At 38.9% G+C, this 16,864-nt stretch carries 14 protein-coding genes; 6 read left to right on the top strand and 8 right to left on the bottom strand.

All coding sequences use genetic code 11. From position 1 onward, the window contains the following. Nucleotides 1-91: 91 nt before the first annotated feature. On the top strand, nt 92-499 hold the full coding sequence (locus HXT25_RS03145; RefSeq protein WP_004113981.1) for a DUF3073 domain-containing protein: 408 nt from the start codon (nt 92-94) through the stop codon (nt 497-499). Nucleotides 500-547: 48 nt separating this feature from the next. Here HXT25_RS03145 and HXT25_RS03140 read toward each other — a convergent pair whose 3' ends face one another. Continuing rightward, complete coding sequence (locus HXT25_RS03140) at nt 548-997, bottom strand: sterol carrier family protein (protein ID WP_004137770.1); 450 nt, start codon at nt 995-997, stop codon at nt 548-550. A 276-nt stretch (nt 998-1,273) separates the two neighbouring features. Here HXT25_RS03140 and HXT25_RS03135 point away from each other — a divergent pair, with 276 nt between their 5' ends. After that, nucleotides 1,274-3,757 carry a glycogen/starch/alpha-glucan phosphorylase gene (locus tag HXT25_RS03135; RefSeq protein ID WP_116437977.1) on the top strand — a complete coding sequence of 828 codons (2,484 nt, stop codon included), beginning with the start codon at nt 1,274-1,276 and terminating at the stop codon, nt 3,755-3,757. 200 nt (nt 3,758-3,957) lie between these two features. Here the strand turns inward: HXT25_RS03135 and HXT25_RS03130 are convergent, their stop codons facing one another. After that, the gene (locus tag HXT25_RS03130) at nt 3,958-4,170 is read right to left on the bottom strand and encodes a hypothetical protein (protein ID WP_004113993.1); all 213 of its coding nucleotides are present in this window, start codon (nt 4,168-4,170) and stop codon (nt 3,958-3,960) included. Between the two features lie 170 nt (nt 4,171-4,340). Here HXT25_RS03130 and HXT25_RS03125 point away from each other — a divergent pair, with 170 nt between their 5' ends. After that, the gene (locus HXT25_RS03125) at nt 4,341-5,042 is read left to right on the top strand and encodes a rhomboid family intramembrane serine protease (RefSeq protein WP_009993795.1); all 702 of its coding nucleotides are present in this window, start codon (nt 4,341-4,343) and stop codon (nt 5,040-5,042) included. A gap of 213 nt (nt 5,043-5,255) precedes the next feature. Next, entirely contained in the window at nt 5,256-6,563 is a 1,308-nt protein-coding gene (locus HXT25_RS03120) for a THUMP-like domain-containing protein (protein WP_422118652.1), read from the top strand. Between the two features lie 63 nt (nt 6,564-6,626). On the opposite strand, the gene crgA is transcribed toward HXT25_RS03120, so the two are convergent. After that, on the bottom strand, nt 6,627-7,028 hold the full coding sequence (gene crgA, locus HXT25_RS03115) for a cell division protein CrgA (protein WP_004113997.1): 402 nt from the start codon (nt 7,026-7,028) through the stop codon (nt 6,627-6,629). A 76-nt stretch (nt 7,029-7,104) separates the two neighbouring features. Between crgA and HXT25_RS03110 the strand changes: the two genes are divergently transcribed. Then, on the top strand, nt 7,105-7,902 hold the full coding sequence (locus HXT25_RS03110) for a DUF881 domain-containing protein (RefSeq protein WP_004113998.1): 798 nt from the start codon (nt 7,105-7,107) through the stop codon (nt 7,900-7,902). Between the two features lie 9 nt (nt 7,903-7,911). Further along, entirely contained in the window at nt 7,912-9,027 is a 1,116-nt protein-coding gene (locus HXT25_RS03105; RefSeq protein ID WP_004114002.1) for a class E sortase, read from the top strand. A 233-nt stretch (nt 9,028-9,260) separates the two neighbouring features. Here the strand turns inward: HXT25_RS03105 and pknB are convergent, their stop codons facing one another. The 5 genes from pknB to HXT25_RS03080 are packed head-to-tail and all read right to left on the bottom strand — an operon-like array spanning nt 9,261 to nt 16,863. Beyond that, the gene (pknB, locus tag HXT25_RS03100) at nt 9,261-11,345 is read right to left on the bottom strand and encodes a Stk1 family PASTA domain-containing Ser/Thr kinase (protein ID WP_064623418.1); all 2,085 of its coding nucleotides are present in this window, start codon (nt 11,343-11,345) and stop codon (nt 9,261-9,263) included. Further along, nucleotides 11,342-12,307 (bottom strand): serine/threonine-protein kinase, encoded by a 966-nt coding sequence (locus tag HXT25_RS03095; RefSeq protein ID WP_048730955.1) that lies wholly within the window; start codon nt 12,305-12,307, stop codon nt 11,342-11,344. Before HXT25_RS03095 ends, pknB begins: the two co-directional genes overlap by 4 nt. Next, nucleotides 12,304-13,770: a peptidoglycan D,D-transpeptidase FtsI family protein gene (locus HXT25_RS03090; RefSeq protein WP_004114007.1), complete on the bottom strand. Its 1,467-nt coding sequence runs from the start codon at nt 13,768-13,770 to the stop codon at nt 12,304-12,306. The genes HXT25_RS03095 and HXT25_RS03090 overlap by 4 nt, the downstream gene beginning before the upstream one ends. After that, nucleotides 13,763-15,187, bottom strand: coding sequence for an FtsW/RodA/SpoVE family cell cycle protein (locus tag HXT25_RS03085; RefSeq protein WP_004573602.1), 1,425 nt, complete (start codon nt 15,185-15,187; stop codon nt 13,763-13,765). The genes HXT25_RS03090 and HXT25_RS03085 overlap by 8 nt, the downstream gene beginning before the upstream one ends. Continuing rightward, nucleotides 15,184-16,863: a PP2C family protein-serine/threonine phosphatase gene (locus HXT25_RS03080; RefSeq protein ID WP_004114012.1), complete on the bottom strand. Its 1,680-nt coding sequence runs from the start codon at nt 16,861-16,863 to the stop codon at nt 15,184-15,186. The genes HXT25_RS03085 and HXT25_RS03080 overlap by 4 nt, the downstream gene beginning before the upstream one ends. Between the last annotated feature and the right edge of the window lies 1 nt (nt 16,864).

Below are 16,864 nucleotides of genomic sequence, written 5' to 3'. Positions count from 1 at the left end.
AAAAGTCCACTCAGACAATATACTCGGTTGCGGCACAGTGGTACGCTCTTGTGTGATGAATTGATTGTTTCGGTAAATTAGAGGGGGTCAGATGGGCCGCGGACGACAGAAGGCAAAGCAACAGAAAATTGCCCGTAAGCTCAAATACCTGACGACCGATACGGATTATGACGAGCTTGCTAAGGAGCTTAATACTCACGAGCCTGGTCAGGGATCCTTCGATCCGTTTGAATCTGATAATTATGATGAATCTAAAGATTATCTTGATAAGGAAGAAGATTCGTCTGATTTTGCTGATGATAGCGATTCTAAAGACGCTAATGAAGAGCAAGACTCGTGCGATTCTGTTCCTTGCAACGATGACGATTTAGACGATTACGCTAAGTGGGCTGCTGAAGCAGCTGCGTCTGCAGCTAATAAAGATAAATCGTCCGGCAATTCTGGCACGGTCCACCACCATATTCCTATGCCTATGCCGAATTTTATGCATAAGAAGTAATTTAAAAATAATAAACAAGTAATTGTTGAATTAAATTGTTGAATTAAATTATTCTCGTGCAAGAGATTTTGTGAGTTCGGGCAGCAGATTGCTTAGGTTATCTCGCTCTCCAATTGCACTTATATTGCCAATTTGCTGCTCGTAATTCCATTTTGTTATTCCACAGGAAAGCCGCAACCAAACATCTGGATCAAGTTCTATAACATCAGGCGGCGTTAGATTGTGTGGATCTGATTGTGGACCTTCTAGGATTTTTACAGCTCCCCAGGGCGCTACTCTTACCTCTACAGCAAATCCAGGCGCTATTGATTCCAAGACATAAAGAGAATACCTAACAGCCATTGCTTCATCATCTCTACTAACTTCAAGAATTTTGCTGTTAATACATGTGAAATTTTCCTTATCTTGCAGAGATTTCACATACGCCTTCGCCTTATTTTCCCATAATTTAAATGATTCTTTAGCGCGATTTATATCTTTTTCTCTTATAACTGTCATATTTGAATTATCTCATGAATTACATGACTATTATCTGTATTTTTAGTAGCGTTTTATTAAAGCTAAATCAAAGCTAGATAAAAGTTTAATAAAAGTCATATTGTGAATAATTCTTAATAAGTGTTTGGGGTTGTGATATCATCAACAATGAAAACGTGTGCATTGCCGCGTACCGTCTTGTTAAGTGCAATTTGGCGCGGCTACAACCAACATAATCAAGGGTTGCTATTCGCACATTTTAGGTAAATATATTATTCACGGCACAAGGAGTCAAATATGACTAAACACGTCGCGCCGAAAGCCAAGACAACTGCGGCGACATTTGCCAAAGAACTTCAAGAACATCTGAAGTACACTCAAGGTGTCACGCCAGAACAGGCCACTACGGCTGATGTGTATGTTGCCGCTGCTACCGCGGTCCGTCGCCACTTGATGGACTCTTGGATGCAGACCCAGCATGACATGATTAACGGCAACACCAAGGCTGTGGGCTATTTGAGCGCAGAGTTCTTGATGGGCAAGCAGCTTGAGAACGCTTTGCTTAACGCTGGTCTTACTGACCAGTTCAACAAGGCTGTAACTAAGCTTGGTTTCGATCCAAAAGCTGTTATCGATGCTGAGTATGAGCCAGGTTTAGGTAACGGCGGTTTGGGTCGTCTCGCAGCCTGCTTCATCGATTCGCTCGCCTCTATCGGCGTGCCAGCATTTGGCTACGGCATCCAGTATCGTTACGGAATTTTTAAGCAGCGCTTCGACGAAGATGGTAAGCAGGTAGAAACCCCTGATTACTGGCTTAGCAACGAAGAGCCATGGGGTCATATCGATTACGGTCGAGATCAGCGCGTTAACTTCGGCGGCGAAGTTGTTGAAGAAAACGGTAAGCGCGTTTGGAAACCAGCTTGGTCTGTTCGCGCAGTTCCAGTTGATTACATGGTTCCAGGCTACAACTCTGGTCGCGTAAACACTCTTCGCTTGTGGACTGCAAAGTCTTACGACGAATTTGATTTGCTCACCTTCAACAAGTCTGAGTACTTGGATGCTGTTAAGCCACAGGTTGCAGCAGAAAACATTTCTAAGATTCTTTACCCAGAAGATTCCACTCCAGAAGGCAAGGCTTTGCGTCTTGAGCAGCAGTACTTCTTCGTAGCTGCTTCTATTCATGATGCTATCCGCGTATTCTATCCAGGTCAGGATAAGCCGGATCTCACCACCTTCCCAAGCAAGATCAACTTCCAGTTGAACGATACTCACCCAGTTATCGGTATTCCAGAGCTTATGCGCGTTCTTATGGACGAGTACGGCTACGATTGGAACACCGCTTGGGGCATTACCACCAAGACCTTCAACTACACTTGCCACACGCTTCTTCCAGAAGCTTTGGAAGTTTGGTCAGCAAAGCTTATTGGCGAACTTTTGCCACGCCACCTTGAGATTATTCAAGGTATTAGCGAGCAGTTCCGCAATGAGCTTCGCGGTAAAGGCGTTGCTGAGGATCAGGTTGAGCGCATGCGTATCGCTACCGACGCCGACGAAAATGGCGAAGGTGCTGTAGTTCGCATGGCTTACTTGGCTACCTACGGTGGTTCTTATGTTAACGGTGTTGCTGAGCTTCACTCTGAGTTGTTGAAGGATGTCACTTTGAAGGACTTCTCCAACGTTTACCCAGATAAGTTCAAGAACGTTACTAACGGCGTAACTCCTCGTCGCTTCGTGCGCTTGAGCAACCCACGCATGTCTGCCCTTATTACTGAGGGCTTGGGCACCGACGCATGGCAGGGTGATTTGGAGCTTCTTGAAGGTTTGAAGCCATTGGCTGATGATCCAGCATTCGTTAAGAAGTTTGCTGAAGTTAAGAAGCAGAATAAGCTTGCCTTCGTTGATTTTGCAAAGCACAAGTATGGCTTTGAAATCAACCCAGATACTATGTTTAACACCATTGTTAAGCGTTTGCACGAGTACAAGCGCCAGTCCATGAAGATCCTCCAGGTTATCTCCACATATGCTGGAATCAAGAATGGCACAATCGACGTAGACAAGATGCTTCCACGCACCGTGTTCTTCGGCGCTAAGTCCGCTCCAGGCTATGCTATGGCAAAGCTTACGATTCAGCTCATCAACAATGTTGCTCGCGTTGTGAACAACGATCCAGCATGCAAGGGCAAGCTCGCAGTGTTCTTCCCAGAGAACTACAACATTGAACTTGCTATGAACTTGATTCCTGCAACTGATTTGGATGAGCAGATTTCTCAGGCCGGTAAGGAAGCTTCCGGTACTGGTAACATGAAGTTCGCTTTGAACGGTGCTTTGACTGTTGGTACTCTCGACGGTGCAAACGTTGAGATTCGTGAACGCGTTGGCGCTGAGAACTTCTTCCTCTTCGGCATGACCGTTGACGAGGTTGAGAAGCTCTATGCTGAAGGCTACGATCACGGCGACTCCCGCAAGTACTACGAGTCTGATCCTCGATTGAAGACTGCTGTAGACATGGTTGCTGACGGCACATTCTCCAATGGTGACAAGAGCGCGTATGAGCCACTCGTTAATGATTGGCTTACTCACGATTACTTCATGGCAATGGCTGACTTTAGCTCTTACATGGATATTCAAGCTCAAATTGAGGAAACTTACCGCGATCCTATGAAGTGGGCTCGCATGGCAGTTTTGAACGTAGCCAACTCTGGTTACTTCTCTTCTGATCGCTCTATCGAAGATTACCTCGATCGCATTTGGCACACTGGCGCTCTTCCAACTGCTGAATAATTATGTAAAAGCATTTTAAAAATTGCTTTAATAAAAAAGGCTGTGACTAGCGTTTGTTGGTCACAGCCTTTTTTATTTATAAAAATAATTAAAAATAAATATCAAAATAAAAAAAAATAAGGTGTGAAACTATGCACTATAAGTGCAGAACTTCACACCTTATATAGCTAAAAATCTGAGTATAAGAATTTTAATTCTATCTAAGCCTCAACTGGCTTAGCTACTTCAGATTCTTCCTTATCTGTTTTTTCAGCACCTAAATCGATTGGTGAAGAGCTGTTCTCCCATGGCTGCTCCCATGGATCATAATCAGGATTATGCTGCTTGTATACATACAATGCTGCAATACCTGCGAGCAGTGCTCCAAAGAGCAGTGCAAAGAACTTCCAACCGCCAGAGGACCTGTTCTCCATGATGGCTCCTTTCGTCAAGCTGACCTGCTCGTCCAAGTCAACAATTTATATCGAGTTTCACTCGCGTACTCACTATCATAGTGATTTTTTTCAATACTCGCATCTTTTTTATCATATAGATTGGTTACAAATATTTAAACTTTGTGTATGCGATTAGATAATGTTATTTTATGAACAATTTTGATGTAAAAAATATTATTAGGCGTTTTAAGATTAATTGCAAAAGCGCTACATATTCACTCATTTATATTTGTGTGTTTGTTTGGCTTGTTGAAATTATTCTTCATACTTTTTCGCCAAACTTGTATCAAGTACTTATTGAGAATACAGCATTTTCTCCATTTTTGATTAAAAAATCTATTTGGACTTGGTTTACATCTATGTTTGTCCATTCTCCTGGATTTAGCCACATATTTTTCAACATGCTCTGCTTATATTCTCTCGGAATAGAATTAGAGAAATTCTTTGGCAGGTGGAAGTTCTTCTTCCTATATGCCATTTCAGGACTAGGAGGATGCGTTGCAACCCTACTTTACTGCAAAATTACAGGAAACTGGTTCTTGTCGGCTTATGGTGCATCAGGTGCAATTATGGGGCTTATAGGGGCACTTCTTGTAGCTCAATGGAGACTCGGTGAAAATACTCGAGGAACTTTGATATGGATTGCTTTAACTCTAGCTATGCCTATTATTATTCCAAATATTGCTTGGCAGGCTCATGTTGGTGGTCTTATCACTGGAACAATTTTGGCTACTTTGCTTGGAGTTAATAATCCGATTCTTAAAAAAGCATCTTTTAATGAACGTTTTGCTATATATTCTTTACTGATTCTTATTGTGCTCCTATCTATTTGCATGTTATGTATATGCTAATCAACTTTAAATTACACGTATGTAGTTCTCCACAATTGTGGACACAAAAGTGGATAACTTGGGTATAACATGGGAATATCTGCTCACGTTATCCACAATGTTGTACACAAACGTTGATAACTCAGTCTTTTAAAACCTGTTAACAAGTGCATAAAAGTTATCCACATTTTTTATAAATTGTGATTTTCTCCAATCTTAATAAGAAATAAAATTATGCAATCTAAATTCAATCATCCAAAACATCTAAATCCACAAAGCCAAGAAACACTTGATTTTATTAAGGAAAATCAAGATGCTAACCCTAAAGATGCTGCTTTAAAAGCATCTAATAATCCCAAAATCAATGTTTTATTTGCCGTTAATCAAATAAGCGGAAAACAGATTGCAAAAACAAAACTGCCTAATTGGTATATGAATAAAAAAGTAATATATCCAGCTCACATTTCGATGGAACAATGTTCATCGCAAGCAACCGCGCAATATAAGGCGCAGATAGTTCATAATCTTATAAAAGATAATAACTTAAACAAGTCTAACACTACACTAATTGATTTAACTGGCGGATTTGGCGTAGATTGCGCAATAATGAGCAAAGAATTCAGTGAATCTATTTGCGCAGAAAAACAAGAAGAATTATCTGCTATTAGCCAGCACAATATGATTGTAATGGGATTAAAAAATGTTCATTGCGTAAATTGCACAAGCTCTGAAGTATTAAATAACGTAAATTCAGCTACCATTATTTACATTGATCCCGCAAGACGCGACCAAAAAGGATCCAGAACATACGCTATAGAAGATTGCACTCCGAATGTTATAAACCTAAAGTCACAGATGCTAGATGCTTCAAAATTTGTGATTATAAAACTATCCCCAATGCTTGATTGGAGAAAAGCTATATGTGATTTTAACGGAAACGTTAGTCAGGTACACATAATTTCTCACAACAATGAATGCAAAGAATTACTTTTAGTATTGGACGCAAATTTACATAACATTATTGAGATTCATTGCGTTAACAATGAAAATATTACTGTTTTTTGCGCAAAATATGATTCGTCTTTACACAAGGTTGAAGAATCTTACGAGATTTCAAATAATGTCACAAATGTTATGGAAAATTGGAGAAATTTAGCTAAATATGTTTATGAGCCAAACGCATCTATTATGAAAGCAGGATGTTTCAATCTCTTAGTACAAAAATATGGTGTTTATCAAATCGCAAGCAACAGCCACATTTTTATTTCAGAAAATTGTAACTCTGATTTTCCTGGAAAAATTTGGAAAATAGAAGGAGTCTGCAGCATGAATAAAAAAGAAATCAAGCAAATTATTTCAGACTTAGAGTACGCGAATATAGCCACGTACAATTTTCCAATTAGTGTTAATGATTTGAAGAAAAAACTTAAATTAAAAGATGGTGGTACAACTAGAATTCTGTCTACTACGGATAGTAAAAACCAGCACGTAATTATTAGAGCAAGTCAAGTAACAGATAAACAGATAATATACAATAAATAAATTAATGGCTGCGCACTCATGCACGCAGCCATTAATCAAGATTTAAAAAGTTCTATTAACTTTTTATCTCCAGCACATTGTCATTAAGAATCCAGCCATAACCAAGCATGCTGCAATCAAAAGATTAAATGCTCCAATTCCAGGAATTGGTAGAGAAGGATTCAGGTAGTAAACAACCGCCCAGAACAAACCAACAATCATAAGCGTGCAGAAAAGCGGAACAAACCAACCAGCATTAGCCTTTGTTCCTTTAATTGACTCTTCAACTCTACGAGTATTTTCTTCTTGACGCTTCATCATTCGCTGTATCTGCGGAGACAAAGAATCTTTGTCCGCAGTCGCATTCAGCACAGCTTCAACCTGCTCCATAGGCACGCCATACAAATCTTCTTTAGAAGATTCTTTTGCTTCGCCAGCATCGGCAGATGAAGCAGCATTCAATGTGTTTAATTCTTCGTCAGCCATAACAGTAACTCTCCAATCAATCGGCTACACGCTATAATAATAGTTACACTCGAACGCAATAAGAAGACTGGATGCTATGGCTAGACAAACAGGTAAACACAGCGCTAAAAAATCGCTGTTGGGAAGCATTGCTGTGGCATTAGCTATCTCTTTTACAGGATATTTATTTATTACTAACTTGCGTATTAATCGTACAGCGTTTGTTACATCAGACACCGGTCAGATGGTAGAAAGAAATTCTCAAAGAGCAAAAAGCTTAAGAGAAGATGTTAAAGAGCTAGATTCACAGGTAAATCTTCTAAACAAAACTTTAACGAATAATACAAATGATGCAGATTCTTCCGACGACACTGGTGCTAGCACAATACTCCCAGCAATACAGGGACCTGGAATTAGTGTTACACTAAACGATTCACCACTGTGGAAAACAGCCGTAAACGGGTCTGGAAGCTCCGCAAACATAAATGACTACGTAATACACCAACAAGACATAGAAGCGGTGGTAAATGCCCTTTGGAGAGGTGGAGCAGAGGCAATAACAATCCAAGACCAACGCATACTATTCAATTCTGCTGTTGTTTGTATCGGAAATGTGCTTATGCTACAAGGTCATCAGTACTCGCCACCGTATAGAATATCTGCTATTGGCTCAATCGAAGACATGGTAGATGCGCTGGATGACTCTCCAGCAATTCGAACATATAAAGACTATGTCAGCGGTTTTGGGTTGGGATGGAAAGTGGAAAAAAAGAGTAATCTAAAATTCGCAGAATCTTCTGCACTTTTACAGCCGCTACGATATGCTTCGGTTCCAAAAGATGCCGATTTTATTAGTAGTAATATTTCGCCACAACACCATTCCAACAGGCAATAAAGGAGTAACATGAAGCGTTCTAACAATATGCACGAACGTAGCGAAACTAAACACGGCAAAACCAGTATTATCTGGCAAGCAGTTGGTGTTGTAGGAGAACTTCTTATTTCTTTCGCTGTTATTTGTGCACTGTATATTGTCTGGCAGATGTGGTGGACGGGTGCACAAGCTGAACATATACAAGTTGAAACACGTCAATCTGTTTCTTGGACAAACCCTGCTGCTGGTCCTAAAACAAAAATTGCTCTTCCTCAAGTAGACAATCCTCCTAAATTACAGGGCGTCAAACACGGAGATCTTCTAGCACGAATCTATATTCCACGCTTCGGTGATCAATGGGAGCGTAATGTTATTGAAGGTGTAGATATGGAGATACTTAATCGTCGAGGATTAGGTCATTATCCTAAAACTGAGTTGCCTGGAGAAATCGGAAACATTACAATTATTGGTCACCGCAATGGTTATGGTCAACCTCTTGCGGATGTTGATAGGTTCCAAAAAGGAGATTCTATTATTCTTCGAACTAAAGATTATTGGTTCGTTTACAAATACATTACTCACAAGATTGTTAGACCAGAACAGGTTGAAGTTCTTGACCCAGATCCAATAAACCATAGTAAAGAGCCAAAGAAACGCATGATCACCATTATTACATGCGAACCTAAGTTCTCTACACCTAAGTTCCGCTTTGTTAGCTTTGGCGAGCTTGATTATTGGGCTAAAGTTTCTGACGGTATTCCAAAAGAGCTTTCTACTTTAGACGAAAACGGAAAAGTTAAGTTTGTTAATAACGAGCAACAATCTTTGATCTCTCATCTCGATTCGCTTGTTCCGCTTATGATCGGCGCGCTAATAGTTTATTTGATTATCTTTGCTGCTGGAGCTATTGCATGGCAGTGGCCGTTAAGACGCGAGATTAAAGCAGGTCTAAAGCCAAAGCCTGAATTCAGCATCTTTGGCGGACTTATGAGGCTACAGCCTGGAATTCTTCCAGTGAGATTAATTCTCTCCTTAATTATCTACCTAATATGCATTATGATACTTATGCAATGGGTATACCCGTTTGTTTCGGCAAATATACCATTCTTAAGAGAAATGTCTGCATACACAGCAACGCCTTACTAAAGGGTAAGTAGATAATAAGTAAGTAGATAAGATTAATAAATAATAAAAATCAGGGTTAGGATGATTTCTTAACCCTGATTTTTTCGTATAAGATTAGATAATCTACTTTTGGTTTATGTACAAAAACTAACTAAAACACGTGGACATTAAGCATGCACTTAATTAACATATGCATTTAATTAATATAAAAAGCCAGTAAGCTTATTAAACTTACTGGCTTTATGCTTTGCTTTTTACAAACCTGTATCTGTTGTTGTAGTAGATGTAGATGGGGCTTCAGTAGAAGGTTTATTCAAATCTAATCCCGTACCTGGCTTTGTAAGGTCCGATGGAGGAGTAGCAGATTTCACAGTCAAAGTGATTGTTGAACCTTTGTCAATCTTTGTTCCTTCTTTTTCAGACATTCCAGTAACTATGTCATCATCTTTAGCTGATGCATCAGATGCAACAACCTTAAAGCCTTTTGCTTCCAATACTTGTTTAGCCTGCTTGAAAGTTACAGTGCCAACAGCCAAACGAGGAACTTCAACTTTAGGCTTTCCTTTAGAAACATATACTGTTACAGAGCTATGAGGCTTTACTGCAGCACCAGAAGATGGGTTCATCTTGGTCACAGTTCCTTCAGATGCAGTATCAGATTCTTCCTCAACAACATTTACAGTAAAACCAAGATTTTGCAATTCGCTTGTTACAACATCCTTAGATTGTCCAACTAAACCATCAGGGATCTTTGTAAGACCAGAAGAAATGTATAAGGTAACCACAGACCCCTTGTCTGCAAACGAATCTGCAGAAGGATCTGTACGAGTAACATGATTCTTCTTAACTTCCGTGCTATCTTCTACACGAACATTAGATATCTTAAATCCAGCACGTTCAAGAGCTTTACGTGCTACATCTTGCGATTTACCAGTAACATCTGGAATCTTAGTAGACTGTGGACCTACAGAGAACCATACGCTTACTCTAGATCCTGAAGAAACTTTAGCTCCACCTTTAGGAAGCTGTTTTGTAAAAGTTCCTTCTGGTTGAGAAGATTTATCATCTTCCAAAATATCTGGGATAAGACCAAGAGCTCGCAACTTTTCGCGAGCGGCATCCTGCGTTGTTGTTTCTGTAAATGTAGGAACTACAACTTCTCCAGCAAGTTTACTGCGATTCAAAACAAATAAAATTCCAGCAACAATAATTGCGCAAACTACAGCAGATATAACGGAAGTAATAACAATTCTCTTGCTTCTTTTTGCTCTATTAGCTGCAAGCTGCGCTGCTCTAGTGTTATAACCAGTATTTTGAGTATAAGGCTCAAATTGACCTGTAATAGCACCAAAGCTTTGGGTTGATGCGGTATCAGCATTGTTCATTGCTTGTGTTGCAGCATTCTGCTCAGCCTGCTTTCTAGCACGCATATTAGCCAAATCCGTCAGAGGATTAAATGCTGCAGCAACAGGAACACCACCATTCATAAAAGCCAATATGTCATTTTTAAATTCTGCGGCAGTTGCATACCTATTCTGGCGGTCCTTCGCCATTGCTTTGGCACAAATCTTATCCCACATAACAGGAAGACCAGGAACAAGCGTACTTAATGGCGTTGCAACCTCAGACACATGCTGATACGCAATTGCAACAGCTGAATCACCTGTAAAAGGAGGTCTACCAGTTAGCATCTCATATAAAACACAGCCAGCAGAATATAAGTCAGATCTCATATCTACTTGTTCTCCACGAGCCTGTTCAGGAGACAAGTATTGAGCAGTTCCAACCACACCCTGTGATTGTGTCATTGTTGTTGCAGAATCGTCCAATGCCCTAGCGATTCCAAAATCCATAACTTTGACGATGCCCTGCTCGGAAATCATAATATTTCCAGGCTTAATATCCCTATGAATCACACCCATTCTGTGCGAATACTCAAGAGCATTAAGAACTCCGAGCATAACTTGTTCAGAATCTCTTTGACTCAAAGCACCATTCATTTTAAGAATATCGCGTAAAGTTTTACCCTTAACATATTCCATAACAAGATATGGCAGATGCTCTTCTACACCATTGTCATCTTCTACAGATTCTTCTCCAGAATCATAAATATTAACTATGTTAGGATTGTTCATCTGAGCAATTGAATGTGCCTCTCTGCGGAATCTAGATAAGAAAATCTCATCATTTGCCAGATCAGAACGCATAATTTTAACCGCAACAGTACGACCAAGACGTTTATCTTCTGCGATTCTCACCTCGGCCATTCCGCCACGACCAATTAATTCACCTAATTGATACCGTCCATTCGCTAATGAGGTAGGCATTGTGTTACTCATTGCTGCTCCTTGCGGTTGTTATTGTTTAAAATGTTAATAATATTCACTTGAGTTTTTGGAACACTTCTCACGCTACGAGCAGGACGCTGAACAGCGGAAGAAGGTACTGAGTTTTTATTATTAAATGCTGTTTGTTGATCTAAAAGTCTTCTTTCTATTTTCGAAAGAACTTTTGACACTACTAGAGCATCTTTAGGTCTGTCTTTTGGATTTTTAGAAAGCATTGACATTACAAACTGTCTTAATTGGATATCAACACTATCTGGAAGAGGTGGAACAGGATCGTTAACATGAGCTGCTGCAATATCTACAGGCGTAGCTCCAGTAAATGGTCTGTGTCCACAAAGTCCTTCGTAAGCAACAATTCCGAGAGAATATATGTCAGATTGAGCAGTAGCTTGTTCTCCTTGAGCTTGTTCTGGAGAAATATATTGAGCCGTTCCTACTACCATTCCATCCTGAGTTATTTGTTCTTGATCACTAGAATAAGAAACACCAAAATCTGTTATTTTTACACTTCCAGTATCAGAAACCATAATGTTTGCTGGTTTAACGTCTCTGTGTATAACACCATGAGAATGAGCTACAAAAAGACCTCTAGCTGTTTGAATAAGAATAGGAAGCAAACGAGTTGGTTCCACAGTTTTTTCTTTATGATACAAATCTGCTAAAGATTTACTAGGCACATACTCCATAATCAGGAAGCCAATACCATCATGCTCATAATAATCAAATAATGCCGCAATATTAGGATGCGCTAAATTGGCTGAATTATGTGCTTCTGCGCGAAGTCTACGCAATTTAGCTTCAACATTGTTAGTGTCTGTTCTAAGAGCTTTAATTGCTACAATTCTGCCAAGCTGTATGTCAAAACCTTTCCATACTTCGCCCATACCGCCTTGTGCAAGACGTCTATCTAACCTATATCGATGATGAACTAACTGTCCTTCAACAAGTTTCATTGCTTAAGAGCCTCCTTCATCACCTGCTTCATAATAGGTCCTGCAGTATAAGTTCCATATGTGTTCGCATTATGAACTACTACTGCTATAGCTATTTTAGGGTCTTCTGCTGGGGCAAATCCAATTACCCACCCATTTGCAGACTGATTTTTTACACCAATCTGCGCTGTTCCAGTTTTTGCTGCAACATGGATATTTGGTAGAGAAAGATTTGAATTTTCTTTAACTACTACACTTTGCATCATACTATTAAGTTTTGCAGCTGTCTGTGCACTAATAGCTTGGCTCATAACAGTAGGACTTGTTTGCGATATAACAGACAAATCACTAGATCTTACGCAATCAACCAAAGTTGGTTTCATAAGAGTTCCATTATTAGCTATAGCCGACGCAATCATAGCATTTTGAAGCGTAGTAATCTTTGCATCTCCTTGACCTATAGATTCTAGAGCTAATTTATCTTGAGATGGTTTAGTAGAAAGTAATGATGTTACTACTCTCATAGGGAAACCAGTTGAATCTGATCCATCTAAAGTAAATGAGCTAAAGAATCCAAATTTCTTAGCTTGCTTTATTATTGCGTCAGACCCTAACGATATTCCTAACTGCGCAAAAGCAGTATTTGAAGAATAAGCTAAGGCATCTTCAAATGATATTTGTCCGTTAACTCCATTTGCGGGAACAACAACATTTGTTAAATGTGTTCGAGTTCCAGGAAGAGTGTAGCTTGATCCAGCTGGAATCTGAGTATTTAAATCATATTTTCCAGATTCTAACGCTGCAGCAGCAATAAGTGTTTTTAAAGTAGATCCCGGTGCATACAGTTCAGAAATGGAACGATTAAGCATCGGATTATAAATATTAGATATAAGATCCTTGTAAGACCTATTTACAGAAGAAATATTGTGAGAAGCAAGAAGGGAAGGATTGTAACTTGGAGTGCTAACCATTGCTAGTATTCGTCCAGTTTTTGGCTCTATAGCAACTAAAGCACCTTCTTTATTTTTTAGTAGATTATATGCAAGAGTCTGAAGCTTAGTGTTAATAGATGTTTCTATTGAAGCACCCCTATTTTCTGCTCCAGTAAACAATGACTTAAACTTTTGAAGGAATAAAGCATCTGACTGTCCACTTAAAAGCTCATTCCTTGACGCTTCTATTCCTCTATCAGCTCTTTGACTTATTGAATAATATCCTGTAATCGGAGCATAAACTTCACCATTGAAATATGAGCGCTGATAAACAAAAGCATCTTTAGATGGATCAGATTTTGCTAATACTGTTCCATCAGACGCAAGTATTGCTCCTCTAGGAGACCCAAATTCATGGTATAGTGCTCGTCTATTTCTAGGATCTGAATTTAACTCGTTTGCTTTTATAGAAGTTATATAAGTACTAGAAACACAAAGTATTACGAATAATATTATTACTGCAGTAAAAAGCTCTTTTAAACATTTATTCATAACTTTCACCTCCATCTTCTTTAAGATCAGAGGCTTTATTTTCTCTCTCCCTAAGTTCTCGTTCTCTTAATGCAGCTAAAGCTTCGTATTGGAAAGTATCAGACATAACAGCAGTTTCAGGCTTATTTGCAGCATTAGAGATAACAATCAAAATAGCAGCAAGCAAATAATTTGCCACTAATGATGATCCTCCAGCAGCCATATATGGCATTGTTAAACCAGTTAAAGGAATTACAAGAGTAATACCTCCAACAACAGTAAAAACTTGGAAAGCCATTGTAAAAACTAAACCAGATGCAAGGAGTTTTCCAAAACCATCCTTGATTTTCATTGCCGTTATCATACCAGAAGCAATAATAATCAAGTAAAGCATTAATACTATGAACAACCCAGTCAATCCTAATTCTTCACCCACTGAAGCGTAAATAAAATCAGAATTAGCAAGAGGTGTCAAAGATGGGTGACCTTGCCCTAATCCTGTTCCTGTAACACCACCAGCTGCCAATCCAAATAATCCTGTAACAATCTGAGCAGAACCACCTGGGAATCTATTGTAAATAACTGGATCATACGGATTAAGCCAAGCATCTACTCTATACTGCACGTGAGCAAATAATTTAACAGCTACAAAGCATCCAATCATGAATGCTATAAATCCAATTGCAAGCCAACCTTTTCTGCCTGTAGCAACATACAACATAGAAACAAACATTGCGAAGAACATTAAAGATGTTCCTAAATCATGTTGTACAACAAGAACGCACATTGATGCAGCCCAAACAAGTGCAATAGGACCCATGTCTTTAAATCGCGGAAGATGCACGCCTAAAATCTTTTTTCCGCCAACAGCAAGCCTGTCTCTATGGTCAAACAAATATGCTGCAAAGAAGAATGCTAAGAATAACTTTGCAAATTCTCCAGGTTGAAGAGTGTGGTTACCAAAACCAATCCATATTCTTGCTCCGCCAATTTCCTTACCAACTATAGGAAGCATTGGAGATAGTAACAATATAAAACCTATTATCATGCTTACATACGAAAAACGTCTAAGTATTCTGTAATCTTCAAGAACAAGCACAAAAATTATTGACAAAACAAGAGCAACACAAACCCATATAAGCTGTTTCATAGCAATATCTGTATTGTGCTGTTTATCTATCCTAGCAATCATTACTGTGCCGATAGTTGTAAGCAGAAGCATACATGGCAATATAACTTGACTACAATAAGGTTTTTTTACTATTAAAACTCCCCATAGAACCAAGTATAAGGCTGTTGTAAAAGTAAGCATTCCAATATAATCTGCTGGAATATATCCATTAATCCTCAAAAACATCTGCAAAAATGCTAATGAAGATATAATTATGGAAAACAGAAGTAGAGAAATTTGTTTAATTCTAATACTCAACATATTCATGAGGTTTTACCCCCTGAATCAGAGTCTGAATTTACAACTCCACTATTATTGCCATCTTTATCGTCTAAACTAGATTTAGCGCTTTTTTGTTTATTACTGTGTTTTTCAATTTCTCTAGCACGCATTTCACGTCTTATTAATTTTGCGTGTCCTCTAGCTTCTTTAAGACTGCTAAAACTTATTCCTTCATCGAGTTGATCTTGCCAAGATTTATCTAGTTTTTTTACTCTAATATCTGTTTCTTCGATCTGATGAGAAAGTTCTAAACCAAAAATATTTGTAGGAACACCTTGGTAAATAACTACTCTATCGTTACCTTTACCAATGTAATACTGCTTTTGAGTCCACGAATATACAAGATATGCCCCAGAAGCAACAATAGAGCATATTACAAGTATTGCGAAAGCAACTCCTATTCTCATCCATCTTTTTCTAATCTTATTTGCTTTATGTGCTTCAGCTTGTTCTCTTTTTACAGCTCTAGCAACATCTGGATCTCTAGGATCAGTTGAGATTCTTCCATTCTTCTTTTTTACAATAGGAATCTCATTTGTATCTGTAGACCTAAGTTCTTCTTCATTTCTTAAGTGAGAAGGCTGAACTAAACGAGTTGTTTCAACTTTTTCAACATCTTTTTCACTCGACTTTTCACCATCTTGTATAAGAGCAGCGGCTCTTTGAGCAGGTGAATTTTTACCTTCTCGCAACACTGGTGTGGAAGATACTGCCTTATTAACAATATCTGCTATCGATTCCAAATCCTTACTTGCAGCACCGCCAATCAATGGTGTTTGGTGAGGTAAATCAAAAGCATCTGCGTCTAGTGCCAAAGTCGCATCTGCAATAACAGCTGTGGCATTATCAGTACTTCCAGCTTTAAGAGCCATTGAAACAAGTTTTTGAGCACATTCTTCTTGATTAGATACACTGCTCATAACTTCTTGAATAGTGGAATCTTCTAATACTCCACATACTCCATCTGAACAAAGCAACCAGCGATCTGAAGGATGAGCTAATCGAATTGCCATATCTGGGCGTGGATCAATATCAAAATCACCCAATACTCGCATAACAACATTGCGTTGCGGATGATTTCTTGCTTCTTCTGGAGTAATATGACCAGTATCAATTAAATGTTGAACATAACTATGGTCACAAGTCATTCTTATAAGATGATTATCTCGCAACAAGTAGGCTCTAGAATCACCTAAATGCGCAAGAACCCAGTATCCGTTTACTAAAGAAACAGCTGTTACTGTCGTTCCCATGCCAGCAAGACGTCTTTCACGCTTAGCTTTTCCAACAATCGCGTCGTGAGCTGCCATAATTGACGTTTCCATCATAGAAGAAACAGCTTTTACATCATTTGGTCTTGAATCCTGCTCAATATGAGCTAAAGATCTTATTGCAATAGTGGACGCCGTATCTCCACCAGCATGGCCACCCATACCGTCACAAATAGATGCTAAACGCTCTCCTGCGAACGCTGAGTCTTGATTATTACTACGAACTGTACCAACATCACTAACAGCCGTGGAATACATAAACAACGCTTTATCAATAAATGAAGCTTTATTAAAATTATTTTCTTTATCTCGATTAGTGTTTTTATTATTTAAAGAATTATATACAGTATCGGAATTTCTACTATCAATGTCTGAATCTAATTGTGTCATA

Source organism: Gardnerella sp. DNF00476 (assembly GCF_049262735.1).
Classification (GTDB): Bacteria; Actinomycetota; Actinomycetes; order Actinomycetales; family Bifidobacteriaceae; genus Bifidobacterium; species Bifidobacterium vaginale.
The sequence above is the reverse complement of the archived record's forward strand: the minus strand, read 5'-3'. Positions and strand labels throughout refer to the sequence as shown.